The sequence below is a fragment of the Bradyrhizobium sp. LA2.1 genome (assembly GCF_040547725.1).
Lineage (GTDB): Bacteria > Pseudomonadota > Alphaproteobacteria > Rhizobiales > Xanthobacteraceae > Bradyrhizobium > Bradyrhizobium barranii.
In genome coordinates this window covers 476,270-501,626 of the sequence record NZ_JBEPQI010000003.1, presented here as the reverse complement: position 1 = coordinate 501,626, position 25,357 = coordinate 476,270, and the positions used below count along the sequence as shown (strand labels likewise).

Sequence of the window (25,357 nt, the reverse complement as noted above, 5' to 3'; positions counted from 1 at the left end):
GGCATGCACGTGCCGGTCCAGGCCATCGACCGCGAGATCTGGCGCGACGGAGTCGCGTCCGAAGGCGCGCGCCTGATCCCGGAGGAGACGCCGCTGGCGCTGACCTATAACGGCGGCAGCTATGCCGTCATGATGGGGACGCCGCAGAACCTCGAGGATTTTGCGGTCGGCTTCAGCCTGGACGAAGGCATCATCAGGTCGGTCGACGACATCAAGTCGCTCGAGGTGGTCCGCCTCGACGACGGCATCGAGCTGCGCATGTGGCTGGCGTCGCAAGATGCCGCGCGCATCAGTGAGCGGCGGCGGCACATCGCCGGCCCGACCGGCTGCGGCATTTGCGGCATCGATTCAATCGCCGAGGCCGTTCGGCCTGCGGCCGTCGTCCCGCCAGGGTCCAGCTTCACGCCGCAACAGATCATGACGGCGATGCAGGCGATCGCGCCCCTGCAATCGATCAACATGCAGACGCGCGCGGTCCACGCCGCGGCCTTCTGGTCGCCATCGAATGGCATTGTGGCCCTGCGCGAGGACGTCGGCCGCCATAACGCGCTAGACAAGCTCGCAGGTTCGCTGGCGCGCAGCCGGACGGACGCTAGCGTGGGCATGGTGCTGCTGACGAGCCGTGTCTCGGTCGAGATGGTGCAGAAGACGGCCGCAATCGGTGCCCCGGTGCTGGTCGCCGTCTCGGCGCCCACCGCGCTCGCGGTTCGCACCGCGGAGGCCGCCGGCATCACGTTGATCGCGATTGCCCGCAGCGATGGGTTTGAAATATTCACGCACCAGAGTCGCGTTACGGCTCATCGTGCTCAGGAGATTATCGATGTCGTCGCCTGACCGCCTCGTCTACATGGCCAACCAGATCGGCACGTTCTTCCGCAGCCAGGGCCACGACAAGGCCGTGCCGGGGATCGCCGATCACATCAAGAAGTTCTGGGATCCCCGGATGAAGCGCGCGATCTTCGCCCATCTCGACGCGGGCGGCGCAGGCCTGGAGCCGAACGTGCGCGAGGCTCTCACCTCGCTGAAGCAGACGACGTCCCTTCCAGCAGCGCCGTAAATACGCGCCTCACCTCGCTCTGCGTTTCCTTCACGCGCGCCTCCAGCGACGAGAAGTCGGGCGCATCGCCGGCGCGCGCCATCACGCGCTGAAGGTCGGTGCCGGCGGTCTCGGGCTTGAAGCCGTCGCTGACGCAGAGCCGCAGGATCTGCGTCAGGTCGTGATAGAGCCGCGCCGCCGCGCGAAGGATCTCCGCCTCCGATTGCGGGAGCACGTTGAGCTTGGCGGCGTTGTCCAGAACCTGAAGGGTGCTGACGTCGAGAATTTCAGGCTTGTCATGGGCGTGCACGAGCTGGAGATATTGCGCGATGAAGTCGATATCGACCATGCCGCCTGCAGCGTATTTGAGATCCCAATGGTCGCTCTCGCCCTTCTCCTGCGCGATGGCGCGCCGCATGTCGGCGACGTCGTTGGCAATGGTCGCCCGATCGCGGCGGCGGGTCAGGACATCGCGGATGATGCGCTCGATCCGCTCACGGAATTCATCCGAGGCCGATACCACGCGGGCGCGGGTCAGGGCCATGTGCTCCCAGGTCCAGGCCTCGTTGGCCTGGTAGTCCGCGAATGAGACGAGGCTCGACGCCACCGGACCGGCGCGTCCCGACGGGCGCAGCCGCATGTCGATCTCGTACAGCACGCCGTAATTGGTGCGCGTGGTGAAGGCACTGATCAGGCGCTGGGTGAAGCGCGCGAAGTAGTGGGCGCCCTGAAGCGATTTGGCCCCGTCGGAGTCCGGATTGTCGCTGTCGAAATCGTACAGCAGGATCAGGTCGAGATCGGACGATGCCGTCATCTCGCGGCTGCCGAGCCGGCCCATCGCGATGATCGCGGTCTCCTGATCCTTGATACGTCCGTGTTGGGCGGCGAAGCGTTCGGCGACAAGATCGTGCACGGTGTGGACGATGCCTTCGGCGACATCGGCGAAAGCCGTGCTGGCCTGCTGCGCCGAGACCGTACCGGAGAGAATGCGCGTGCCGATCAGGAACAGGCTCTCCTGCCCGAACAGGCGGAGACGGTCGAGAAACTCCTCATAGGAGTCGGCGTCGCGCACCGTCGCGGCCAATCGCGCCGACAATTCCTGCTTGTCCGGCATCGCGCCGAAGAATCTGGGATCGATCAGGCCATCCATGAGCTGCGGCTTCCGCGCCAGCATCTCGCCGAGCCGCGGCGCCGCGCCGAGCACCAGCGCCACGAGCGCGACGAGATCGCGGTTCTGGCCGAGCAGCGTGATCAGCCGCCCGCCAAGCTGGAGTGCCTGGAGGAACTGATCGAACGCCACGACGGCGCGATCCGGCTCCTCGGCCCGCGCGAGGCCGTCGATCAGGGCCGGCACGAACTCGACGAAAGCGCTTCGCGTCTGGTCGTTGCGGAACACGCGGTAGTCGCCGGTGATCCAGTCACGTATGGTCTGCGCGAGCGCGGCCGGCTTCTTGAAGCCGAGCGTCGTCAAATATTGCAGCAGGCGCGGATCGTCAGGACCTGCACTGTAGTCGAGCGCCGGCAGCTTTGCTGTGCCGGTCGGGTCATCGCCCTCGAACAGTTTTTCGTAGTGTCCTTGCACGATCTGGAGCTGCCGCAACAGGTCGCGCGCAAAGGCTTCGCGATCCGGATAGCCGAAGAAGCGCGCAAAGCGCTCGACCGCCTCCTTGTCGTCGGGCAACGCATGGGTCTGCTCGTCGGCGATCATCTGGAGGCGGTGCTCGACACGGCGCAGGAATTCATACGCAATGGTCAGCTCGTCACGCGCGGCAAAGGTGATCCAGTTGCTGGTGGCGAGAATATCGAGCGCGGCGAGCGTCGGCCGCACCCGCAACTCCGGATGGCGACCGCCGGCGATCAGCTGCTGCGTTTGCGCGAAAAATTCGATCTCGCGAATGCCGCCGCGGCCGACCTTGACGTTGTGCCCCTCGACCGCGATCTCGCTCTGGCCGCGATAGGTCTGCATCTGCCGCTTCATGTCGTGGACGTCGGCAAGCGCGGCGAAGTCGAGATGCTTGCGCCAGACGAAGGGCGCGATTTCGGCGAGCAGCGCCTCGCCCGCTTTGGCATCGCCGGCGCAGGCACGCGCCTTGATCATCGCAGCACGCTCCCAGGTGCGCCCTTCCCGCTCGTAATAGTTCAGCGCGGCGTCTCGCGAAATCGCCACTTGCGTCGAGGACGGATCGGGACGCAGGCGCAGGTCGACGCGGAAGACGTAGCCGTCATAGGTACGCTGCTGGAGAATGCGCGCCACGCCCTGCGTCACCCGCACGAAGAACGGCTGCGGCTCGATGTCGGGCGCGAGCGTCGTGGCATCGGGATCGAAGAACACGATGAGGTCGATGTCGCTGGAATAGTTCAGCTCGCCCGCCCCCATCTTGCCCATCGCGAGCACGATCAGGCCGCAGCCCTCTTCCGGAGCTTCGGGATTGGGCGGCAGGATCTTTCCACGTGCGGCTTCCTGCCGCAGCTGGTACTGGAGCGCCGCCTGCACCGAGGATACCGCGACATCGGTCAGCGCCGCCGTCACCCGCATCACCGGCCAGACGCCACCGATATCGCACAGCGCAGTGAGAAGCGCCGCTTCGGCCTTCATCCTGCGAAGCAGCCGCATCACCTCGGCTTCGTCGCCTGCCGCGAGCACCGCGTCCCTCGCCTCCGCGATCAGCAGGGCGAGATGCGCATCCGGATCGCATTCCAGCAACCGGATCAGCCGCAGCGGGTCAGTGCGCACCAGATCGAACAAATAGAGCGAGAATTCTGCGATGCCGGCCAGAATATCCCGCGCGAAGGGATGAGCCAGCGACACGCCAAGACGGGCCGATTGCGCCGGCTCGAGCTCGGCCAGCCAGCTTTCAAGACGTCGTTCGTCGGTGGTGGAAGCGGCAATATGGGGAGCCTCCGCAAAGCGCGCGGCGAGGCTCTCACCAGTCTTGTCCGCGTTTCCCGGCGCGGAGTGGTTCATGCCACCTTCTGTGGCACATCCTGCATTGGCGGAGCAACCCTGTCGCCGGCGCGCGCCGGGAGCACCAGCGTGGCGACGAGGCCGGGCTGGGCATCACCCAGCCGCAATTCTCCGCCATGCAACGTCGCAACCGCGGCGGCAAGGCTGAGACCGAGGCCGGAGCCCGGCAGCGTGCGGCTGGCTTCAAGCCGCACGAATCGCTCGACGACATGCTTGCGGTCGGCTTCGGGGATACCAGGGCCGCGATCGGTGACGCTGAGCAGCACCTGGTCGCCCTCGCGCTTCGCCTCGATGATGATCTGCCTGGAGTCCATGCTGACCACGGTTCCACCGGTCTGCGCGACCGGCTTGCCGTACTTGATCGCGTTCTCGACCAGGTTGGCGAGCGCCTGGCTGATCAATTCGCGGTTGGCGTGAACCGGCGTCGGCTCGGCCTTGACCTTCAAGGTCATGCCATCGTCCTCGGCCAGCGGCTCGTAGAGCTCGTGGATGCCGCCCGCGACTTCGGCGGCGTCGAAATCATCCATGTTGCCGCGCGCCTGGCCGGACTCGGCGCGCGCGATCATCAAGAGCGCATTGAAGGTGCGGATCAAGCCGTCGGATTCCTCGATGGTCCGCTCCAGCGCCGCTCGGTAATCGGTCTCGCTGCCCGATTTCGCCAGCGCCTCCTCGGCGCGGTTGCGCAGACGCGTCAGTGGCGTCTTGAGGTCGTGGGCGATGTTGTCGGAGACTTCCTTCAGCCCCGCCATCAGCGCCTCGATCCGCTCCAGCATCGCATTGAGGTTTTCCGCAAGACGATCGAGCTCGTCGCCGCTGCGCCCCACCGGCAGGCGCCCGCTGAGATCGCCGGTCATGATGCGCTGCGCGGTGCCGGTCATCGCATCGATGCGCGTGAGCACGCGGCGCGCGACGAAGATGCCGCCGCCGAGGCCCAGCACGACCACGATCAGGATCGACCATTGTGCGGCCTTGGCGACGATCCCGAACAGGCGCCGCCGCTCGTCGAGGTCGCGGCCGATCAGGAGGCGGAAACCGTTTTCGAGCTCGGTGACGCGCACCAGCGCGCGATGGTCGCGCTCGTCGGCGTCCTCGATCCGCTTGTAGGCCGTCTCCGACCAGCCGCGCGTCGCCATTACGCCCGGCGCCAGCGAGCCGACATTGCCGGCGATCGCCTGCCCGGTCGGCGTGGTCACGAGATAGAGGTTGGCGCCCGGCCGCAGCGCCCGGTACTCGATCGCGAGCACGAGGCCGCGCAGGCCGCGACGGCCGTAGATCTCGTTGATCTCCGAGGTCTCGGCATTGACCGTCTGCGTGATTTCCTCGGTGATCAGCCGCCGCGTATTCCAGGCGAAATAGCCGAGCAGCGAGGCCGCGAAAATCGCAAACAGGAACAGGTAGACCAGCGTCAGCCGGAATGCCGTGGTGCGGACGAGTTTACCGAATGCCGTCACGGATCCGGTACCCAATCAGAGCGCTGCGCGTGCTATCACCGGTCATAGCAACTTCTCATATTCCCTTTTGTTTCAAGCAGTTACCGCATCTTATGCCGCCTGGTTCCCGGCCGTCTCTGGCGAAAAAGCGGCAAGTTGGCGCGACTCTCTTCCTAGGCATCTGGTCAGCGGAATGGAACGTTAAAGTGGCACTCAATTCGAACCAAGTTAAATCCCTGCAAGCTGGCGTTCATGCGGACGGCTGGGCTATCTGGTCATGGGCGGGAGCGGCGATCGGGTGTGGCCTTCCGCTTCACTGACCTTGACGGTGAACGGCGCGCAAATGGTGTTCGCCAGGACCGGCGAACGCGAAGCACGGCCGCGACGTACTGACGTTGGGCGGCGCGCCCAACCATGCCCGCGAATACAAGGTCATCTAGAAACGCGATGGCGTCGATCCGCGCGTCGAGAAGCGTCCCGGCAAGACGTGAGGCTTGGACCGCAAGCCACTGAACTTTGCGAGATCACGGAACGGAACCCGCCCCGGCCGATGCGCCATTTCCTCGACACGCCGACGCGAAAGGACGGCGCGTGACATCCGGCGTCGTCCGCCGCGATAACACATAACATATCGAACGACACACCTACATCAGTTCATATCAAACTGTTGCAAATGTGTATTATTTGTTCGCTAGAGAAAGCCATCAACGTTACGGGGGCTGGCGTCACAACTCGGCGGGCCGGGCTCGGTCATGGCAAGACCATGAGTCGAGATACTCCTAGCTGGGTAGAGTTATGCGACGATCAATGCCTCTCCCGCTGCCCTTGGGACCAGACAGGGTGAGATGCCCCGGTCAGGTGGAATTTCGCTGCGGTCGTGGTAGCGCCTTTTTGCTCCGAGCAACCGCCCGCCCACCGAGGATGTGATCGACGATGGACATGCCGTTGCACAGAACCCGCGTCAACTATAGCGGTGGGCGGGAAGAAGCTTCGTCCTCGATGTCGGCCTTGATCGACCAACTGTCCGGACTGGCCCGGCGGCAGTATCGGGTCATTCTCATCGTGCCAGCCGTGGCCTTAGCCATCGGCCTGCTCTATCTGCTCATCACTCCCTCGCAATACACCGCGACCGCTACGCTTTTGATCGACAGCAGCACGCTGCGGGTCCTGCAGAACCAGTTGCAGCCGCAGGGGGATATTCCGCTCGACACGCTTCAGGTGGGCTCCCAGGTCGAAATTCTCGCGTCGCGCAAGCTGGGACTCGACGTTGTAAGGAGCCTCAAGCTCGCCGACGATCCGGAATTCGCCGGCGGCTGGAGCCTGTTCTCGCGTCCGAACGTCACCTCAAACACGGTGGAAGAACGTGAGCAGAGGGCGCTCGATGAGTTTCTGGCCCACCGCTCCATCACGCGCGGCGACAAGACTTATGCGCTGAACATCTCATACACGTCGCGTAGCCCCGAGACCGCGGCCAAGGTCACCAACGCGATCGCGGAGGCCTATATCGACGACCAGCTCGGCGCAAAATACCAGACAGTCACCCGCGCAGGCGCCTGGCTGCAGGACCGGATCAACGAGCTGAAGTCGAAGGCGGCGACAGCCGATCGCGCCGTCCTGGAGTTCAAGGAAAAGAACAACATTGTCGACCTCGGCGGACCGAACGTATCGGCCGGCAGCGCGAGCCGGCTCATCGGCGAACAACAGCTGTTCGAACTGAACAGCCAGCTCGCCGCCGCGCGCGGCGCCACCAGCGAGGCCAAGGCCCGGCTCGACCGGATCGAGCAAGTCCGGAAAATGGACGTTAGCGAGGGCGCCGTCGCAGATATCCTGAAAAACGAGGTCATTACGCGGCTTCGCAATCAGTATGTCGACCTGTCTGCGCGCGAGGCCAACATCTCGACGAGATATGGTGCGGATCATACGGCCGCGATCAACCTGCGCGACCAGATGGAGGAAACGCGCCGAAACATCCGCGGGGAGCTCGGACGGATCGCTGGCAGCTACAAGAGCGATTACGAGATCGCCAAGACGCGCGAAGAAAGTTTGGAGCGGTCGCTGGCCAGCCTGGTATCCGAGGGCCAGCTCACCAACCGCGATCGGCTTGGATTGGCCGAGCTCGAAAGTTCGGCCAAGGTATATCACACGCTCTACGACACTTTCCTGCAGCGCTATATGGAGGCGATACAGCAGCAGTCGTTTCCGATCACCGATGCACGCGTGATCAGTCCAGCCGTCGCGCCGAAGAAGAAGAGCAAGCCGGTGGCGTCATTCGTCCTTGCCATCGCGCTCACGATGGGGCTGATGGCGAGCTTTGGAATTGCAGCCTGGCGCGAGGCGGTCGACGGCGTCTTCCGCACGGGATCGCAGGCCGAACAGGAATTGGGCGTCCGTTGTCTGTCGGTAATTCCGCTCGCGGCTGGAGAGGCACCTCGTGCACCATCACCTCCGCGATCGATCGCGACCGGATTCGATGCAGAGGCCGGTCGACTGGGTCCGCCGCCGCAAACCGTGGAGAATGTGGCGGCGGATACACCCCATTACGCATTCATCGATCCGTTGAAGCGACGCGCAGTCGACGATCCGATCTCGGTCTTCACCGAAGCGTTTCGCGCAATCAAGATGAGAGCGTGGCTGGAATCCACCATCCGCGAGAACAGGCTGATCGGAATCACCTCGACCGTCGCGGGTGAAGGCAAGTCCACTGTTGCCGCGAACCTTGCGTCGCTGTTGGCCGATGCCGGTCGGCGGGTGATCCTGATCGACGCGGACCTGCGCAATCCTACGCTTGCCCGCTCGCTCACGCCACGGCCGTCAGCCGGATGGCTGGAGGTGCTGAGCGGCAAGATCGATCTCGCACAGGCCACGGGCCGAGACGCCGCCACGGGACTGGCGCTGCTGCCTCTGCTGCTGACCGAAGCTCCGGTCCATTCCGACGAAGTGCTGGCCTCGCAGGGATTTCGAACCCTGCTTGATCGACTGCGCGAAAGCTATGATTATGTTATCGTCGACCTTCCGCCGATCGCACCCGTCGTCGACGTGCGTGCGATCGTCCCGGTGATCGACTCCTTCGTGTTCGTGGTAGAATGGGGAAGCACCAGGATCAAGGCGGTGCGGCGCCATCTGCTAGCCGAGCCGGACCTTCACGATCGCCTGCTTGGCGTGGTGCTGAACAAGGCCGATCTAAGGGTTCTCGAAAAATTTGAGCAGCCGGGTGTTTATCAGAATGGATACTACAGAAGTGGCAGCTAGAGGTGCCGTTGAATTGATGCTGAGAGGGCGCGGCGCCGGATCCCCGCTGCGGCGGGACGAGCCCTAGGATGAGCAAGCGGATCGCTCTCATCACCGGCGTGACCGGTCAGGACGGCGCCTATCTCGCCGAATATTTGCTGTCGCTCGGCTATGTCGTGCACGGCGTCAAGCGGCGCTCGTCCTCGTTCAACACCGCGCGCGTCGATCACCTCTATCAGGACCCGCATGTCGGCAACGTGCCGTTCCTGATGCACTATGGCGACATGACGGATTCGACCAATTTGATCCGCCTGGTGCAGCAGATCCGGCCGACAGAGATCTACAATCTCGCAGCTCAAAGCCACGTCGCCGTCAGCTTCGAGAGCCCGGAATACACCGCCAACGCCGACGCCATCGGCGTGCTGCGCCTCCTGGAAGCGATCCGCATCCTCGGCATGGAGAAGGAGACGCGGTTCTACCAGGCCTCGACCTCCGAGCTCTACGGCCTGGTGCAGGAGATCCCGCAGAAGGAGACGACGCCGTTCTATCCGCGCTCGCCCTATGGCGTTGCAAAACTCTACGGCTACTGGATCACGGTGAACTACCGCGAAGCCTACGGCATGTTCGCCAGCAACGGCATCCTGTTCAACCATGAGAGCCCGATCCGCGGCGAGACCTTTGTGACCCGCAAGATCACCCGCGGCGTCGCGCGTATCGAGGTCGGGCTGGAACAGACGCTCTATCTCGGCAATCTCGAAGCCAAGCGCGACTGGGGCCATGCCAGGGACTATGTCGAGGGCATGCACAGGATCCTGCAGGCCGACAAGCCCGACGACTTCGTGCTCGCCACCGGCGAGATGCGCTCGGTGCGCGAGATGGTCGAGCTGTCCTTTGCGCATGTCGGCCGCCGCATCGCCTGGCGCGGCAAGGGCGTCGAGGAGACCGGCGTCGACGAGACGAGCGGCAAGACGGTGGTGAAGATCGATCCGACCTATTTCCGTCCGACCGAGGTCGATCTCCTGGTCGGCGACGCCAGCAAGGCGCGCGAGGTGCTCGGCTGGACGCCGAAGCGCAGCTTTGCCCAGCTCGTCGAGGAGATGATGGCGAGCGACCTGGCGGAGGCAAAACGGGATGCGGCCAGTGGCAAACGCACCGTTTGAGCTGAGGGGCAAGAGCGTCTATGTCGCCGGCCATCGCGGCATGGTCGGAGCCGCGCTGGTGCGCCGGCTGGCGCGGGAGGACGTGCGGCTCATCACGGTCGACCGGCGCGAGGTCGATCTCTGCAACCAGGCCGCCGTGTTCGACTGGTTCGCGAAAGCGCGGCCGCAAGTGATCTTCCTCGCCGCGGCCAAGGTCGGCGGCATCGTCGCCAACGACACGCTGCGCGCCGAGTTCATCTACGACAACATCGCGATTGCGGCGAACGTGATCCAGGCCGCGCATCTCAACGGCGCCGAGAAGCTGATGTTTCTGGGCTCGTCCTGCATCTATCCGAAGCTGGCGCCGCAGCCGCTGCGCGAGGATTCCGTGCTATCAGGCCCGCTGGAGCCGACCAACGAGCCCTACGCGATTGCCAAGATCGCCGGCATCAAGATGGCGGAAGCCTATCGCAGCCAGTATGGCAGCGACTTCATCAGCGTGATGCCGACCAATCTCTACGGCCCCGGCGATAATTATCACCCCGAGCTGAGCCACGTCGTTGCCGCCTTGATCCGCCGCTTCCATGAGGCAAAAGTCGCAGGCGCAAAGAGCGTCATCGTGTGGGGCACCGGCACGCCGCGGCGCGAGTTCCTCTATGTCGACGACATGGCGGATGCCTGCGTGCACCTGATGAAGACCTATTCGAGCGCGGAGCTGGTCAACATCGGCACCGGCGAGGACATCACCATCGCCGAGTTCGCGCGCGTCGTGGCCGCCATCGTCGGCTACGGCGGCGACATCGGTTTCGACACCTCACGTCCCGACGGAACGCCGCGCAAGCTGCTCGACGTCAGCCGGCTCGCCAAGCTCGGCTGGCGCGCGACGACCTCGCTCGAGGACGGCGTGAGGCGCGCATACGAGGCGTACCTGTCGAGCCATCCAGCCGCGGTACGCCAGCTGTCTGAGATCTTGCGCTAGACGAGTAGGGATCGTAGGGCGGTTCTGGCGCTAGCCGCTGTCGGGACGCCGCAAGCGCGTTCCCTGGCGCGTCCGAAGTTCCTCTTCGTATTTCAGCTTTTCCAGCAGCATGTCGGTCACAAGACGTCGCAATTGCGCGTTCTCAAGCTCTAACCGCTTGATTGTGTCCACACTGCTGGCGTCCGACGAACCGAGCGGCCGGCCATCGGCCTCGCCGCGCCGACCACCGACCGGCTCGGACGAGTCGGGCATCTTCTTCCAGCGGTGGTAGGTCATGATGCTGACGCCAAGCGCCTTCGATATTTCCCGCTGGGTCTTCCCCTTGGCCGCAAGTTCGTTGGCTTGCGCCAGCTTGGCCGAAATCTCCTCCGAGGCATGCCTCTTGCCAACCATAGTGGTCCTCTCCGGCCAGAATCTTGCCAGTCCGGACTTAGTAAGCGCGAATCGTGAACGTTTTCAATAGGCCAGCGAGAAATCCTGGACCGGCTATCGGCCGGCTGACCCGTCAGCGCATGCGTCCGCCGATGCGACAGGACATCATAAAGTGCGGTCCCGTGCTCCAACCGGTCGCGCCGCCGAACAGATCATTCCCAAATGTACCAATGTTAACTCGTGCGACGACGCCGCATCGAGGCCGATTGCGGCCGGGAAACTATGGTCAATATGCGTTGCGCGGCCGGATCAATTCGAATGCCGTCTTCAGCATGATATGAATATCCAATATCAGGCTCCAATTATCAATATACCATAAGTCGAGTGCAACTCTCCGTTCCATGAGCTCGAGCCGCGGCGTGCCCCCGCGATAGCCTTGAACCTGCGCCCAGCCGGTAATTCCCGGCTTGACGTGATGGCGGAACGCGTAGTTCGCGATCATGCTGCCGTACTCGTAGTCGTGCACCAGCGCGTGCGGGCGCGGCCCGACGATCGACATATGGCCCTGGATCACGTTGAGGAGTTGCGGCAGTTCGTCGATGCTGGTCTGGCGGATCAGGCGTCCGACCCGGGTCACGCGCGGATCCTGCTTCGTCGCCTGCACGACCGCGCCGCCGTCCTCCTGGACGCTCATGCTGCGCAGCTTGTAGATCACGAACGGCTTGCCGTTGAAGCCATGGCGGCGCTGCCGGAAGATCACCGGCCCCTTCGACTCCAGCTTGATCGCGATTGCGACGAGGATCAGTGCGGGGGACAGCACAACCAGCGACGTCGCCGCCACGATGATGTCGAGCAGCCGCTTGGTCAGGCGATCGAGAACCGACAGCGGCGCCGGCTGCACCTCCACCATGTAGAGCCGTTGAGGCATCGAGGTCTGGTGGCGCAGCACGGTCGACACCGCGCGATCGGGTAACAGGCGCACCGGAAGCGGAATGACGCGCAACCGGTCGAGCAAGGCCTCGATGTCGCGGGGACCGGACCAGGACAGCGCGAGCACGATCTCCTCGGCAGCGGCCTCCCGTATGCGCTTCATCAGCTCGTCTTCGTGCCTCCGCGGAGCAGAGAGTTTTGGCGCTTCGTCCCTCGGCAAAGTGATGCGCTCGACCTCGTGCAGGCCAAATCTGGCGAGCAGGTCGCTCCTTCCGAACTGGGCCAGCTCGCCTTGCGTTCCGATCACCACCACACGCCGCCCGCGGATCGTGCCGGCGACAAGCGCCGAACGAAGGCGTCGTTTCCCCAGCCAGCGCGCGACGAGAAGGCCGGCGCCGCCGATCGCGAAGAGGCAGACGACCGAGCCACGCGATGCGTCGCCGCCGGATTTGAACAGAAACAGCACGACCGCGAGGACGAGAGCAGCAAGACACCAGCCGGCCAAGACCCGTCCGCCGTCGAGTTCGTCGTCCAGCAGCTGGTTCAACCGGTAGAGACCGAGGAAATGCGCGACCAGGACATAGGCGAAACTCGCCACCAAACCGAGCCCGGCATAGAAGGAACCGTCGGCGGTGCCACCAAGCGCGCGCTGATAGGCGATGCCGCCGATGGCGCCCGCTGCGACGATGATCGAGCCGTCGACGGCCGCGAACAAGGGCTCGATGAAGCTGAACGGGATCGTCAGACGGACCCGCGATCGGCCCTCGAACGCCGATATCGGCTCACCCGCATTGGTCAGGTCGGTCACAATTCGCCCCCGGGGTCGGTTCGCGATCCGGATACCACGGGCATTGTACCATAATTATGATACTTTTACTGTCTGTTAACCAATGTATCATCCGTGGATGACGGTGCATTCGCCTCGTCATCCGACTGACATGAATTTGCAATCCGCCGTGTGCTCAAGCGCGATGAGATCAGGCTGAATCGTCATCGCGCTTCAGGTCATTGCTCGTCTAGCGCGACGGCGCAGCGTCCGGCTTGGCGTCGGGTTTAGGCTCGATCAGTCTGGACAGCGCGATCTCGTTGACCACGGGCGGGGTCTGCTTCAAGAGCTCCGCCACATAGGCACGGCGGTTGGCCTCGATGCGCTCGGCCCGCATCCGCTGCACGAGGGCCTCCCGCACGTCCGCCAGCGGCCGCGTATGCGACGCCTCGGTGTCGAGCAGCTTCAGGACGTGCCAGCCGTCCTCGAGCCGGATCGGATCGGCAATGCCCGACTTCGGCAGGCCGGTGACCTGCCCACGGATCTCGCTGCGCATATCGGGCTCGGCGACCCAGCCGATCTCCCCTTCCCGCCCCGCGGTTGCCGCATCGTCGGACGATGCCTTCGCGATCGGACCGAACTCCGCGCCGGGCTGCTTGATCTTCCGCACGATGTCATCGAGCTTTTTGCGCGCCGTGTCCTCGGCCGCCTTGTCGGCGTCCTTGGCGAGGTTGACCACGATCTGGGCCAGGCGGAAGCGGCGGGGAACAAGGAACGCGCTGGCGTTCGCCTCGTAGACGCTCTTGATGTCAGCCTCGCTCGGATAGCTGTCGCCGAGCGCCGTGACTGATTGCAGGTAGCTCTCGACGATCAAGGTATCGCGTGCGCGCGCAAGCTGCGTCACGACGGCCGGCTGCTGGTCCCACTTCTTGGCCGCGGCCTCCTTGAGCACCAGGCGGTTGGCGAGGATCGCGCGCACGGTCTGGCTCAGCAGCGCCGGATCACGCGCCATCGCGGCCTGCTGGCGCGCATCGAGAAGCTGGATGGTGGCGCGCACTTCTTCCGCGGTGACGTCGCTGTCGCCGACGCGGGCGATGATCTCGCTGCCCTTCACGGCCGCATTGTCCTGCACCGCAGGAGCCGGCTGCGCCGCCGCCTGAGTGGCGGGCGCAGGCGTTGCGCGCGGAACTGCGGGCTGGGGCGGATTGCGCGTCTGCGCGAGTACCGACGATGACGCCGCAGCGTGGAGCGCACCGGCTAGCAGCACGAGCTTGAAAACGTTCCGGGTCATGGCTTAGCCTTCTGTTCGATGATCTGGTCGCGAAGATCCTGGGCGGCGTTCTGATGCTCGACCCGCTTGAACCCGATCACGGGATCGTGGTGGATCACCTTCTCCAGCGGATCCATCTTCTCATATTGCTTGACGGTATCGTCGGCGATCCTGACGAGACGGACATTCTTGGCCTCGCAGGCCTTGGCGCTTGCCTTCCAGCTCGTCGCCTCGCCTTCGAACTTGGAGCGCTCCGCGTCCTTGGTCCGCGCAACGCCCGCCGCCTCGCCATAGGCGGCCTTCCACTTCTCCAGGGAATCGTCGCGCTCGGCGATCCGCTCGTTGAAGTCCTTCACCGCCTGGCGATAGGCCTGCTCGGCTTCCTTGACCTGGGCGCGATAGCCCTCGATCTGCTTACGCAGGCGGTCGCGCTCCTGCTCGGCCGCGGTCAGCTTGGCCTGGACTGCGGCCCGTTGATCCTCGGCGGCCCGCGCCTGCGCGGTGGCGCTGCGCAGCGCCTCGCGCAAGCGATCGCTTTCCTGGTCGGCATGGGCGGCCGAGGCGACGACGAGCGCCAGTGCAGCAATTGACGACAGACGCAACAGCCGCATGATCAGAACCTCGCGTTGAGATCGAGCTGGACGATGTCGACCTTGTACGGCTGGCCGGCGATGTTGTTCGCGCTCATCCAGCGCACCGATCCCCAGATGTTCTCGCCGAGGCCAACATTGCCGCCGATGAAATAGCCCTTGAGATTGGTGCCACCGAGGCCGAAGTCGGAATCGACGAACGCGTCCACCATCGCGTCGGACTCCAGATATTTGTAGCCGACATGCGCGTTCCAGTCCCAGAGATGCTTGATCTCCTTGTTGCCGACGGTCATGCGCGCAAGCCAGCCCTGGTTGCCACCGTTGTACACGCTCGCGCTGCCGTCTGTCGTTGAGCTGAAATTGTTCGGAAACACCGCGACAGCGGCAACGGCGCTCCGGTTAAATGCCGTATTCCAGATATACTCACCGTCCAGGATGATGTGAATCGGATTGAACTGCGTAAAATCAAGCTGCGCGCTCGCGACCACCGGCCGGAAGTCGCTGGCAAGGCCGTAGTACTGATATTGCGCCGTAGTGATGGGCGTGAACGCAAGGTTGCGCAAGCGCATATACGTGTTGCCCTTTTGCGCGAAGGAAGGTCTCAGCACATCCGTGTCGCAGATATCGCTCGCAGTGATGACCAAGCATTCGCTGGAAAGTTTGCCCTTCAAATTAGTGAAGTCATAGTAGGCGAATGCCAAGGTGAGATTGGTTTCGGAATCTAGTCTTGCGCCGAAACCACCCTGGGCGCCGAACAGCCACTTGTCTCGGCTCGGCATCTTCGCTGGTCCCGACAGGTCGGCAGTATTAAGCCCCGCGTTGAGATCAGTGTTGAAGACCGGGAAGGCGCCGCCGACGAAGAAGGGCGTGAAACCCTCTGCAACTTCCTGCTTGGCCTGAATTGCGAAACCATCGAAACCGAGATCCTTGTACCAGACCAGATCTGTCGGCGACCAGAATGGATTGTCGAAGCGGCCGACAGAGCTGACGAAGTCCCGTACCGGCTCATATTTGACGAAGGCGCGGTCAAGCCAAACTGCGTACTTCGAGAAGTTGCCGCCATTTCCGCCGAACGTCTGATTGGTCGAAACGGGTGAGCTGCTCTCCCCGGTCGCGATCCTCAAGCCAGCGGTGAACCCGTCGAACAAGTCAACGTCGGCTCCCAGTCGCGCACGAAAACGAAAGCGGTTGCGGTCCTGTGTCGCGTTGTAGGTCGGTGGGAAGTAAGGATTGGTCGCGTTATCCTCATTGAACGGCGAACCTGTATTGATGGCGTTGAAGTTCTCGAGGTACCCACTATTCCCCGCCGGGAAATAATCTCCCTCGTACCGCGCGCGGATGTCGCCGTAGAACCGGATCCGCTGCGCCCATTCCGGGTATTTCCCGGGCGACGCCCAGTTCTCCTTGTGAGCGCGGTCCATCACCTCGGCCCTGATCTCTTCGCGCAGCTGCTTCTTCACGATCTCGGGCACGTAGGTGACGCGCTTGGTGCCGGGCGGCGACGTTGCGTCGGCAGCGCTGGTCGCCTTCTTCTCCGCGCCTTCCGCCTTGGCCGCGGCATCGCGCGTCGCCTGGCGGGCGACATAGGCTTCGTCGTCGGCCTGCTTGACCAGGACTGCGGCCTGCTCCTCGCTCAGCGTTCCCTGCTTCACGAGCAGATTGATCAGGTTGACCGTCGCGTTCGATGAAGGCGACGCGTCGCGCGAGACGGTCGGACGCTTGCCCTGCGGCATCCCGTCGTCCTGCGCCGCGGCGGGGACTGCGAGCGCAAGCAGCACCGCTGCCGTCGCTGCCAGTTCTCGCGTCTTCATTTCACGCCACATGACATCACCTCTTCTGCTCTCAACTCACTCACAGTCACTCGTCTCACCGCACTCACCCCCGGTTCTGGCCCGTGAGGCGGATGATCATCGGCATCGGCATGTCCTTCGGCGGCGGCTCGCGTGCGCGCAGGCCGCCCACCACCTGGTCACGGATGGCCACGTCGAGCGCGTTGTCGCCCGTCGATGGCGACAACTGCACGCGACTGACCCGGCCGGAATTGTCGAGCCACACCCTGGCGACGGTGCGGAACGCGGCGTCGCGAGATTTTTCATTCGCCTGGAGTCCAGCGTCGATTTGCGACTGCAGCATGCTCGCGTACCAGCCGAAGCGACTGTTGCCGCCGCCTCCGCCACCCCCGCGCCCCTTGCCCTGTGCAAAGCCACCGCTGCCCGGCCCGGTGCCGAGACCGAGATCCGGCGGCCCCGGCGTCGGATCCGGTCCGGCATCGGGCGGCGCGTCCTTTGGAATGTCGACCGGCTTCTCCTCGACGACATCCTTGACCGGCGTCTGCTCCATCACCTTTTGCTCGGGCTGCTGTTCCGGCTGCTGCTCGGGCGGGGGCGGTGGTGGCGGAGGCGGCGGCGGTGGAAGCACCATCGTCACCTGAAGCTCGTTCACCTTGCGCGGCGGATCCTTGTCGCCGCTCATCACCATGATGACGACGCCGACCACCAGCGCGATCACGACAAGCGCCGAGCCGCCAAGCAGCAGATAGCGCCGCCACGCTGGCGTGCCGTCCTCGTCGTTGCTGTCGTCGCCCCACGCCATCGTCCCGTCTCATCGCGCCGACGGCTTGGTCGCCATGCCGACCTGGGTGAAGTTGAGGCGGCCGAGCAGATCGAGCACGTCGACGACGTTCTGGTACTGGGTCTGGCTGTCGCCGCGCACGACGATCGGGAATTCGGGCGTCAACGCACGCTGCTGCACCAGTCGCTGCTCGAGCTCGGGCAGCGTCACGGGAATGGTGTCGAGGAACAGCTTGCCGTCGTTGGCGACTGTGATCGCCTTGGTGGTCTGCTGTGCGAGGCTCGGCGCCGCGCTCGCCTTCGGCAGGTTCACCTTCATGCCCTGCACGGTCGCCGTGGTCATGATGATGAAGATCACCAGAAGCACGTAGGCGAGATCGAGCATCGGCGTGATGTTGATGTCGTCGTACGGCTTGCTCTCGGACTGGACTTGCATGGGTTTACTCCGCCGCCTGCTTCACCGGCTCTTCCGGAAGCTCGTAAGACTCCGCGATCCGCGTGATGAACTCATCGACGAAGACCTGCATCTCGCTGCTGACATCCTTGATGCGGATCGTCAGGTAGTTGTAGGCAAACAGCGAGGGGATCGCGACGCCGAGGCCTGCGACGGTGGCGACCAGCGCGGCCGCGATACCCGGCGCAATCGCATTGACGTTGACGTCGCCGCTGGCCGCGATCGCCGCGAAGGTGATCATGACGCCGACCACGGTGCCGAGCAGGCCGAGGAACGGGCCGCCAGAAATCGCGATCGTCAACATCACCATCAGGCGATTGAGGCGCTGGCTCTCCCGCACGAAGCCGCTGTCGAGCACGGCGCGGATCGACTGGATGGCCTGCGGCGACAGCCGGCGGTAACCGCCGCCCGCAAAGCGGCGCCGGATCTCCTGCGCACCGGCCGCGAACAGGCGGTAGAGCGGCGCGGCATGGACCACCTTGCGCTGCTTCTTGCCGAGCTCGCCCCCGAAGCTGGGATCGTTCTCTTGATTGTCGAGCTGGAGCAGCCCGCCGATGTCGGTCGAGGTCTCGCGAAAATGCTTGAGGAAGATCGTGTTGCCGGCCGAGACGCGGTTCAGATACGAGATGCGATCGACCATGACGTACCAGCTGATCAACGCCATGATCCCGAGCAGGCCGATGACGACCCAGCCGTCCAACGTCACCGAGCGCAGGATCACGCCGAAATAGCCGCCGCTGAACCAGCCCGCATTCTCCTCGTCGACGCTGAACGAGATCAGCTTGGCCTGGTCGGGCCCCTGCCCGACCGCCGACAGCTTGATGAAACCGGCCGAGCGCGCGACCTTCGCGATCGCAAGCTCGTCGACGTCACCGGCAAAGCCGGCGGCAGAGCCAGAAGGCGCGGCCGCGGGCGGCGTCGCCTGAGCCGCGTCGGCTGCGGGCGCGGCTGCATCCGCGGCGGGAGCTGCCGCGGTAGCGGCACGACCGAGTTGCGCCACGCCGGTCATGGTGGGCAGGGCCGCAGCAAGCGTCGCGACCTGGTTGCCGTCGACGTAAAGGATGATCTGGGCGCCCTTCGCCGTGAATGCGACCTGGTGCCAGGTCCCGGCCGCGATCGCCGCCCCGCCGGCGGCACGCTGCGTGTTGCCGCCGCTCGTGACCTCCACGAACGCCACACCGTTGTCCAGCCCAACCGTCAGCCCGTTCGTACCCTCGCTACGAGCGAACAACACGGCGCCCGGCTGTGGCGCGGTCATCTTGATCCAAAGCGACCAGCTCAGTTCGCCGCCCTCGGCGGTCACGAGCGAGGGCGAGCCGGGAAGCGTAAGCGCAGTCTGCCCATCGAGGCGCGCGCCCTGCCCGATGATGGCGCCGTCGGCAGCCGGGACCGCGTTCTGGGCGGCGTTCGCCCAGGCGGTGATGTCCTGCGCCGGCGTCGAGCGGTCGTTGAAATGATAGACCAGCAGGGTGTCGGGATCGTAGGTACCCTTCGCGTCGACCGCGGTCGGCGCCTTCTGGTTTCCGTAGTAGAGCCAGATGTCGTTCTTGGTCCCCGGCTTCAGGTCGGGAACGCCGACCCAGACCAGCGCCTCGCCGAGCAGCGAGTCGTATTTCTCGACATGGTGCTTGAGCGGCGTCTTGTCGTCGCCGGCAACGAAGCGAAGGTCGCCGCCGTCATCCTTCGCCCCACCGAAGCGAAAATTGCCGACATGCAGACGCACGAGAATCGGCGTGGTGCCGATGGCATCGCTGATCCCTGCACCGGACGGACCGGTGTCGATCGTGATCTTCTTGCGCAGCGTCCACTGATCGTTCCACCACGCCGCCGCGGGCGATGGCCACAGCGCGGCGAGGAAGACGAAGGCGAGCATCACCGGCGCGCTCAGGCGAAGTCCGGGGCGTGATCCAAAGCGAAGGAGCGACATCTAGAATTCTCCCCAGACCCGAAAGCTGAACCGTGGATGATTGGCGACGGTGACCTGCTGGCTGGTCAGCGGCATACCGACGAAAACAATGCTGTTGAGGTAGCGAAGGGTCTTCATGCGCATGCCGACTCCGTAGCTTGCGAGGTCGAAATGCGATTCCTGATCGATGAGCGGCTTGTGGATTCTGGTATTGCCGCCGTCGGCGAAAGCGAAGAAACGAATGTCGTCGAAGGCGTTGTACTTGATGGATTCGCCGAGCGGATTGGGCAGCTTCTGCTCGAGATATTGTGCGAGATTGGGCGTGCGCAGCTCCAGCGTCCCGGCGACGCCGTAATCGCCGATCACCTCGGATTCGAGATAACCGCGCACCGTGTCCTGTCCGCCGAGGCTGAATTGCTCGCTGGACACGAGCGGCTGATCCGCCGCCTGTCCCTGCAGTTTTGCGTAGAGCTGGAACCCGCCGGCGAAATCCTGGGTGTGCGAGATGTCGGCATGCAGCGTGATGAAGCTCGCGGTCGCGTCGAAACGCTTGGCGTCGAACTCGTCGCGGCTGGAGCCGATGCCGCGCAAGCCTGCCGTGATCGTTGCGTTGAGCTGCGTGAGCCGCCCCTCGCCCTGCCAGGTTGCACCATAGGTGCCGACGAGCGGCACATAGGTCACGGGCGAGTCGAAGGCATCGGAGCCGAGCTTGAGCGACTGCTTGAAATCCTTGTAGTCGATCCCGAGGGACAGCGTGTGGAACAGTTCGCCCCTGGACGGCAGCGTCAGCACCGCACGTCCACCGACCACCTGGCCGGGGCCGACAACATTCGAGCCGCCGACAGTCGCGACCGAGCTGTCCGAGGTCAGGCCATAGACGAGGACGCTGAGCCAGTCGATTTCGGTCCGCGCCAGGTACGAGCCCGACACGACCATGGCGTCCTTCGGGTTCATCGGCGAGACCTGGTACGTCCAGGTCATGGAGTGACCGAGCTGCCAGAGATTGTCGTAGCGCATCGAGATGCTGGTACGCAGCGGCGTGGTGCTCGGGCTCTGCTTGTTGTTCAGCTCGATGCTGCCGTGGAGCGGAAGCGTGTCCTCGATGTTGAGATCGACGTCGACGGTGCCGGGCGCGACGCCAGCTCGCAGCGCCGGCGTGACGCGCCGGTCCGGCCAGCGGTTCAGCGCGACGATGTCCTTCGTGACGTCCTGAAAATTCGGCAGCGTTCCTTCCTTCAGTGATGGCGCGCTGCTCTTGACGTTGTCGAGGTCGAAATAACGCGAGCCCTTGACGCGGAGGCGTCCGACCCGGTTCTCGGTAACCTTGAGCACGACGAAGCCGCGCTGCGCATCCTGCTGCGGCACGGCCACGCTGACGGTCTGAAGGCCCTTGTCGTGATAGGCCTTCTCCACCGCGGCGCGGGCCTTCTCGACATCCTGCGAGCTCTTGTCCGGACCGAGGAAGGGATAGACCGCAGCCTCGATCTCGATCTGCGGCAGATTGTCCGCGCCCTCGACACGATACTCGTCGATATCGAAGCGGGTTTCCGGTGCTGCCGGCTTGGCCGCCTCCGCCTCACTCTTGGCCGGCTTGGCGTTTGCGGGCGCGGCGGCAGCAGGCTTCGCCGCAGCCGGCTTGCTCGCGTCGGCCTCGGATTTCGCCGCGGCCGGCTTCGTGCAGATCGCGCAGATGATCAAGCCGCAGATGGCGAGACGCGAGGCACATGCCGCATCAGACCGACCACTCCGCACAGCGCGCAGCGGCGGCGGCGCATGACGGCGCGCGCCATTATGATACAGACGACGCGAATTCACCCCAGCCTCGATATCATGCTCGCATTGCAGACGCCCTTCGGCGACCGCAGCGTCCTTCGGACAGCCCGAAACCGACCGAGACGCCGGTCTGCGAGGGCCTTATCCGATAGACGTTGCGCGCGCAGGCGCAGCGAAAACTTTTTTACGATGCTCGCGACGCCACTCGATCGTTCGTGTGATGATTTCACGCAACATAACGCCACCATCACTCGATGTCTGTTACTCGATAACAGTTCGTCACATTACCGTTGTGCGGCCTTACTACCGTCCGGCCACAAATTGGGGACTGAGTGAAGTGGGGCGTAGCATGACCATCGACAGCATCAGCAGCTTGCGGACGCTTCTGCTCGCAGAGTATGTCGACTTCGATCGCAGGTTGACGCGCCGGCTGGGCTCCTCGGACCTTGCTTCCGAAGCGCTCAACGAAACCTACCTTCGTCTCGAAGGCATGCGCGAGCTTGGGCCGGTGCGCAGCCCGAAGGCTTATTTATTCCGCATCGCGCTCAATATCGCTGCGGACCGCCGCCGCGCCGAGAAGCGCCGCCTCACCGTCGACGAGGTCGATGCCCTGCTCGAAATTCCCGACGACCGGCCCGACGCCGCGCGCGTGATCGAGGATCGCTCCGAGGTCAATCTGCTCAGGCACGCAATCGCCGAGCTTCCCGAGCGCCGCCGACGCGTGCTGACGCTCTCGCGCATCGACGGCATGCCGAACCGAGAGATCGCGGCCCTTCTCGGCGTTACCGTCCGCACTGTCGAGACCGACCTCAAGCAGGCAGTCGAGCATTGCGCTGATCGTCTCAAACGTCCCGTGCGGACCAAATTCGGTTTTCAGCGTCCAGCTTCGTCTTACGTACATAGATATGCCGATCGCGAGCATCCGCTCACGCCCGGCGTGTGCGGGAAAGCGCTGGATCGTGACGAAGCGAAGCCATCAGGTCGATCACTTGGATCCCTTAATCCGTGAAGCCCTTTCATGGATCATGCGCCTCAAGTCGGGCGAGGCGACGCTTGCAGATGCCGAACAGCTTATGGACTGGCGCGGGCGAAGTTCCGCGCATGAAAATGCTTTCCGCGATGCGGTAAAGTGCTGGCGCGCCATCGGCCAGGCGCTTGCAACCGGCCGTCCCGCGCCGGCAAGCCGGCGGCGGCGCGCATCGAAGGGCAAAGCCCGCACATAATGCATCAGGCTCGACCTGCGAGCCGCAGGTTCCGCCTCCTGCAGCCTGTCAATGCAAATCAGACGGCGTCTTGCGATCGGCCACGCCGCGCAGGCGCGTGTTCAGAGCAGCGAAATTGATCGTGCTGCCTCCCGTCAGGACCCGACCACGTGCGGGCGCGCCGCCCGCCGAAGTCCGTCCGAACGTCGGTGGTGGAACGGAACCGGTGACGGCGACGCCGTTGGCCGCCAGATGCGCGCGGACGCGTGTGCAATACTCGACCGACAGATACGAGAACCGCGTCTCGCCATGGCCGGCGCGATATTTCATCGTGGCGGTGCAGAGATCGCCGTTGGCCCGGCGCCAGGCACCGGCGAGATAGCGAACGCCGTAATGCACGTTGACCTCGGGCGAAGCCAGCTCAGCCGGCGTCCCGGCAAAACCCATCATCCGTGCAGTCGGCAGCATCACCTGCATCAACCCGACCTCGCCGTCCATGCCGACCACGGCGGGATTGTATCGGCTCTCGACCGCCATCACCGCATCGACCAGCGCGGGCGGCAGGCCGAAAGCCAGCGCTTCGCGCTCGACCAGTTGCCGGTACTCGGCACGGCCGGCGCGCCAGTCGCGGCCGAACATGGCGCTGGTGCGGTACGTGAAATTGGCAAGCAGCGGATTTGCGGGAGGGAAATCGGCGGCAGTAAGCGGACGCGGCGCAAACGGCTCCAGCGCCAAAGGCTCCACTGCGCCATCATCAGCATCGTCCACAGAAGCCGCGACGTGGCCGATTTCGGCCTTGCTGCGCTCGTCGTGCTCCTGGGCGCGCCCCTCGCCGCTCGCGACGATCAGCAGGCACAGCGCTGCGACCCGCCACGACCGGCGTATGCTTCGACTGGCTTGCAGGTGTGAAGCGGATCCAGGCATCAGCGGTGCGGCGGCACGATGGTGGGAGCGGATGGCCGAAAGGGAACGGCCGAACGACCGTAATTTGAGCCATATTGCTGGCGAACGGCCGCCTCGTTCGGGTTGCCGACACGCACGTCGGACGAGCGCGCGTCGACCGGTGGCAGGTTGAGCGAAGGATTGACCTTGTTGACCTCGCGCTTGAGTTGCTGGTTGATGCAACCGAACGCGCTCTCGTTTCCGATCTGCACATCGACGCAGCGTTCGTACGTGGGCTTCGTCCCCTGCCCGCCGATGATTGTGCCCTGCCGCTCTACCGGTGGATTGCCCGGATTGGCGGATTGCGCCCCCGCACCTCCCGCCGCCGCGAGCGCGACGAGACCGGCCGCGAGAGCGTGGCCACCCGTGCGCGCGGACCAATGCAAAACTCGGCTCATAGCCCTGTTCCTCCACCAGCCGGCAGGTTCGTTGGCCGGGCCGCGGGCGAGCATTAACATAATTCGATATCGTCGGATCGTATCCTGCACGATGAGTAACATTTGCGGACCCGCCGTCAAGGCGCCTCCTCCGCCTCCATCATCGGAATGCCCGACCGGCTTCACTGCAAGACGGTGGTCGTCGAGGAGGTCGGCCCCGGGAAGCGGATGTTGTTGACGAGGCTCACTCCGCTCTCCGCGGTCACGAGCGCCGTGTTGATGAAGGTCAGAACCTTCGTGACATCCACTTGCGCAGCGTTAGCGGCGTAGAGCACGTCGAACGGACGCATCGATAGCTTGGTGGCGATGAAATATCCGGCCGGATCCTGGAAGTTGACGTTGAAGACGATCGGCACGGAATCGCCGTCGAACCTGGAGCAGTCGACACCGAGCCGCTGCGCCACCTCGCGCGGCTCACGGCGATACAGGAAGACGGATGCCGGATCGGCCTGGAGGTCGAGCAGGCCGCGCGCCTTCGCGACCGCTTGCGTCAGATTGATACGCCAGGCGTCGAAATTGAACTCGCCCTGCTGGCCGGTGGCGCCGAACGCGATGAATTTCATCGGCTCACGGTAGAGATAAAGGCGGTCTCCAGGCTGCACGAAGGCGTTGCTCGCCGGGAAATAGACCAGATTGCCGAACGGCACCGTGGCGCGCTTTCCACCGCGCTCGAGCACGACCCACGTCTCCCAGCCGGCGCCGCTGATGCCGCCCGCCCGCGTGATCGCGTCGGTGATGCGGTCCTGCGCGCCAGCCGACGGCATGGGGAAACGCACCGGCGTCCTGACCTCGCCGAACACGCTGACGAGCGAGGAGCGCTGCTGGCTGGATGTCACCACGACCTGCGGGTCGATCGCGCGTTTCTTGATCTGCGCAAGAATGTCTTCCTGAACCTGCACATTGGTGCGGCCCGCGGCGCGGATCCGGCCGGCATAGGGCACCGTGATGTTCCCATCGTTGTCGACGGCCTGATCGGGCAGATTCACGAAATTACCCGGGCGCACGCCGGCTTCCAGCGGCACGTAGAGCCCGCCCGCCGCGGCCTCGAAGATCGTGACGCTGATGACGTCGCCTATGCCGAACTTGATGCTCGAGGGCGGACGCGTGTCCGCGAGATTTCCGGATAGTCCGTTGGGCTCGTATTTCTCGAGCACCTGCAGGACCTCGGGATTGAGCTTGACCACCGCAAAGGGCAGCATCGTCGTGTTCTCGTTCCTGATGTCGAGACTTGCCGGCCCTGACATCGGAATGAACCCACAGCCGCCGAGCACGGCCGACGAGATCAGGCAGCATGCGATCAACAAGAACTTCGAAAATCGCATGACCGTTCGTTTCACACCAAGCTGACGCACACCTGGACCGGCTTGC

At 64.3% G+C, this 25,357-nt stretch carries 21 protein-coding genes; 7 read left to right on the top strand and 14 right to left on the bottom strand.

The features are described from left to right. Positions 1–3: 3 nt before the first annotated feature. Positions 4–834, top strand: coding sequence for a formate dehydrogenase accessory sulfurtransferase FdhD (gene fdhD / locus ABIB95_RS07695; protein WP_354238446.1), 831 nt, complete (start codon positions 4–6; stop codon positions 832–834). After that, entirely contained in the window at positions 821–1,057 is a 237-nt protein-coding gene (locus ABIB95_RS07690; RefSeq protein ID WP_354238444.1) for a formate dehydrogenase subunit delta, read from the top strand. The genes fdhD and ABIB95_RS07690 overlap by 14 nt, the downstream gene beginning before the upstream one ends. Here the strand turns inward: ABIB95_RS07690 and ABIB95_RS07685 are convergent. Both ABIB95_RS07685 and ABIB95_RS07680 read right to left on the bottom strand, forming a co-directional pair. Beyond that, entirely contained in the window at positions 1,014–4,001 is a 2,988-nt protein-coding gene (locus ABIB95_RS07685; protein WP_354238442.1) for a bifunctional [glutamine synthetase] adenylyltransferase/[glutamine synthetase]-adenylyl-L-tyrosine phosphorylase, read from the bottom strand. The two genes, ABIB95_RS07690 and ABIB95_RS07685, sit on opposite strands and share 44 nt — an antisense overlap. After that, on the bottom strand, positions 3,998–5,452 hold the full coding sequence (locus ABIB95_RS07680; RefSeq protein WP_085400602.1) for a sensor histidine kinase: 1,455 nt from the start codon (positions 5,450–5,452) through the stop codon (positions 3,998–4,000). Before ABIB95_RS07680 ends, ABIB95_RS07685 begins: the two co-directional genes overlap by 4 nt. Before the next feature lie 918 nt (positions 5,453–6,370). On the opposite strand from ABIB95_RS07680, the gene ABIB95_RS07675 reads away from it, so the two are divergent. From ABIB95_RS07675 to fcl, 3 genes are all read left to right on the top strand, one after another. Next, the gene (locus ABIB95_RS07675) at positions 6,371–8,680 is read left to right on the top strand and encodes a polysaccharide biosynthesis tyrosine autokinase (RefSeq protein WP_354238440.1); all 2,310 of its coding nucleotides are present in this window, start codon (positions 6,371–6,373) and stop codon (positions 8,678–8,680) included. Between the two features lie 68 nt (positions 8,681–8,748). After that, positions 8,749–9,819 carry a GDP-mannose 4,6-dehydratase gene (gmd, locus tag ABIB95_RS07670; RefSeq protein WP_208072365.1) on the top strand — a complete coding sequence of 357 codons (1,071 nt, stop codon included), beginning with the start codon at positions 8,749–8,751 and terminating at the stop codon, positions 9,817–9,819. Further along, positions 9,800–10,777: a GDP-L-fucose synthase gene (gene fcl / locus ABIB95_RS07665; protein ID WP_502917803.1), complete on the top strand. Its 978-nt coding sequence runs from the start codon at positions 9,800–9,802 to the stop codon at positions 10,775–10,777. Before gmd ends, fcl begins: the two co-directional genes overlap by 20 nt. 30 nt (positions 10,778–10,807) lie before the next feature. Here fcl and ABIB95_RS07660 read toward each other — a convergent pair whose 3' ends face one another. The 9 genes from ABIB95_RS07660 to ABIB95_RS07620 all read right to left on the bottom strand — a co-directional run bounded on the left by ABIB95_RS07660 (position 10,808) and on the right by ABIB95_RS07620 (position 21,450). Further along, the gene (locus ABIB95_RS07660; RefSeq protein ID WP_354238435.1) at positions 10,808–11,170 is read right to left on the bottom strand and encodes a helix-turn-helix domain-containing protein; all 363 of its coding nucleotides are present in this window, start codon (positions 11,168–11,170) and stop codon (positions 10,808–10,810) included. Positions 11,171–11,435: 265 nt separating this feature from the next. Then, positions 11,436–12,887, bottom strand: coding sequence for an undecaprenyl-phosphate glucose phosphotransferase (locus ABIB95_RS07655; RefSeq protein ID WP_354238433.1), 1,452 nt, complete (start codon positions 12,885–12,887; stop codon positions 11,436–11,438). Between the two features lie 208 nt (positions 12,888–13,095). Beyond that, on the bottom strand, positions 13,096–14,136 hold the full coding sequence (locus ABIB95_RS07650) for a peptidylprolyl isomerase (protein WP_354238431.1): 1,041 nt from the start codon (positions 14,134–14,136) through the stop codon (positions 13,096–13,098). After that, complete coding sequence (locus ABIB95_RS07645; protein WP_071915573.1) at positions 14,133–14,726, bottom strand: hypothetical protein; 594 nt, start codon at positions 14,724–14,726, stop codon at positions 14,133–14,135. Before ABIB95_RS07645 ends, ABIB95_RS07650 begins: the two co-directional genes overlap by 4 nt. Before the next feature lie 2 nt (positions 14,727–14,728). Then, positions 14,729–16,528 carry a putative porin gene (locus ABIB95_RS07640; RefSeq protein WP_354238429.1) on the bottom strand — a complete coding sequence of 600 codons (1,800 nt, stop codon included), beginning with the start codon at positions 16,526–16,528 and terminating at the stop codon, positions 14,729–14,731. 52 nt (positions 16,529–16,580) lie between these two features. After that, on the bottom strand, positions 16,581–17,297 hold the full coding sequence (locus tag ABIB95_RS07635) for an energy transducer TonB (RefSeq protein WP_354238427.1): 717 nt from the start codon (positions 17,295–17,297) through the stop codon (positions 16,581–16,583). 9 nt (positions 17,298–17,306) lie between these two features. Further along, positions 17,307–17,711, bottom strand: coding sequence for an ExbD/TolR family protein (locus ABIB95_RS07630; protein ID WP_027534659.1), 405 nt, complete (start codon positions 17,709–17,711; stop codon positions 17,307–17,309). A gap of 4 nt (positions 17,712–17,715) precedes the next feature. Beyond that, the gene (locus ABIB95_RS07625) at positions 17,716–19,656 is read right to left on the bottom strand and encodes a DUF2341 domain-containing protein (protein ID WP_502917802.1); all 1,941 of its coding nucleotides are present in this window, start codon (positions 19,654–19,656) and stop codon (positions 17,716–17,718) included. Then, the gene (locus tag ABIB95_RS07620) at positions 19,657–21,450 is read right to left on the bottom strand and encodes a ShlB/FhaC/HecB family hemolysin secretion/activation protein (protein WP_354238425.1); all 1,794 of its coding nucleotides are present in this window, start codon (positions 21,448–21,450) and stop codon (positions 19,657–19,659) included. Positions 21,451–21,757: 307 nt separating this feature from the next. On the opposite strand from ABIB95_RS07620, the gene ABIB95_RS07615 reads away from it, so the two are divergent. Both ABIB95_RS07615 and ABIB95_RS07610 read left to right on the top strand, forming a co-directional pair. Continuing rightward, positions 21,758–22,417: an RNA polymerase sigma factor gene (locus ABIB95_RS07615; RefSeq protein ID WP_354122546.1), complete on the top strand. Its 660-nt coding sequence runs from the start codon at positions 21,758–21,760 to the stop codon at positions 22,415–22,417. Further along, complete coding sequence (locus ABIB95_RS07610; protein ID WP_085402775.1) at positions 22,314–22,631, top strand: FecR/PupR family sigma factor regulator; 318 nt, start codon at positions 22,314–22,316, stop codon at positions 22,629–22,631. The genes ABIB95_RS07615 and ABIB95_RS07610 overlap by 104 nt, the downstream gene beginning before the upstream one ends. 48 nt (positions 22,632–22,679) lie before the next feature. Here the strand turns inward: ABIB95_RS07610 and ABIB95_RS07605 are convergent, their stop codons facing one another. The 3 genes from ABIB95_RS07605 to ABIB95_RS07595 are packed head-to-tail and all read right to left on the bottom strand — an operon-like array spanning position 22,680 to position 25,311. Next, positions 22,680–23,534 (bottom strand): lytic transglycosylase domain-containing protein, encoded by an 855-nt coding sequence (locus tag ABIB95_RS07605; RefSeq protein WP_354238422.1) that lies wholly within the window; start codon positions 23,532–23,534, stop codon positions 22,680–22,682. Further along, positions 23,534–24,052, bottom strand: coding sequence for a hypothetical protein (locus ABIB95_RS07600; RefSeq protein ID WP_354238420.1), 519 nt, complete (start codon positions 24,050–24,052; stop codon positions 23,534–23,536). The genes ABIB95_RS07605 and ABIB95_RS07600 overlap by 1 nt, the downstream gene beginning before the upstream one ends. A 59-nt stretch (positions 24,053–24,111) precedes the next feature. Next, a complete protein-coding gene (locus tag ABIB95_RS07595) occupies positions 24,112–25,311 on the bottom strand; it encodes a polysaccharide biosynthesis/export family protein (RefSeq protein WP_354238418.1) in 1,200 nt (399 codons plus the stop codon). Positions 25,312–25,357 lie beyond the last annotated feature (46 nt).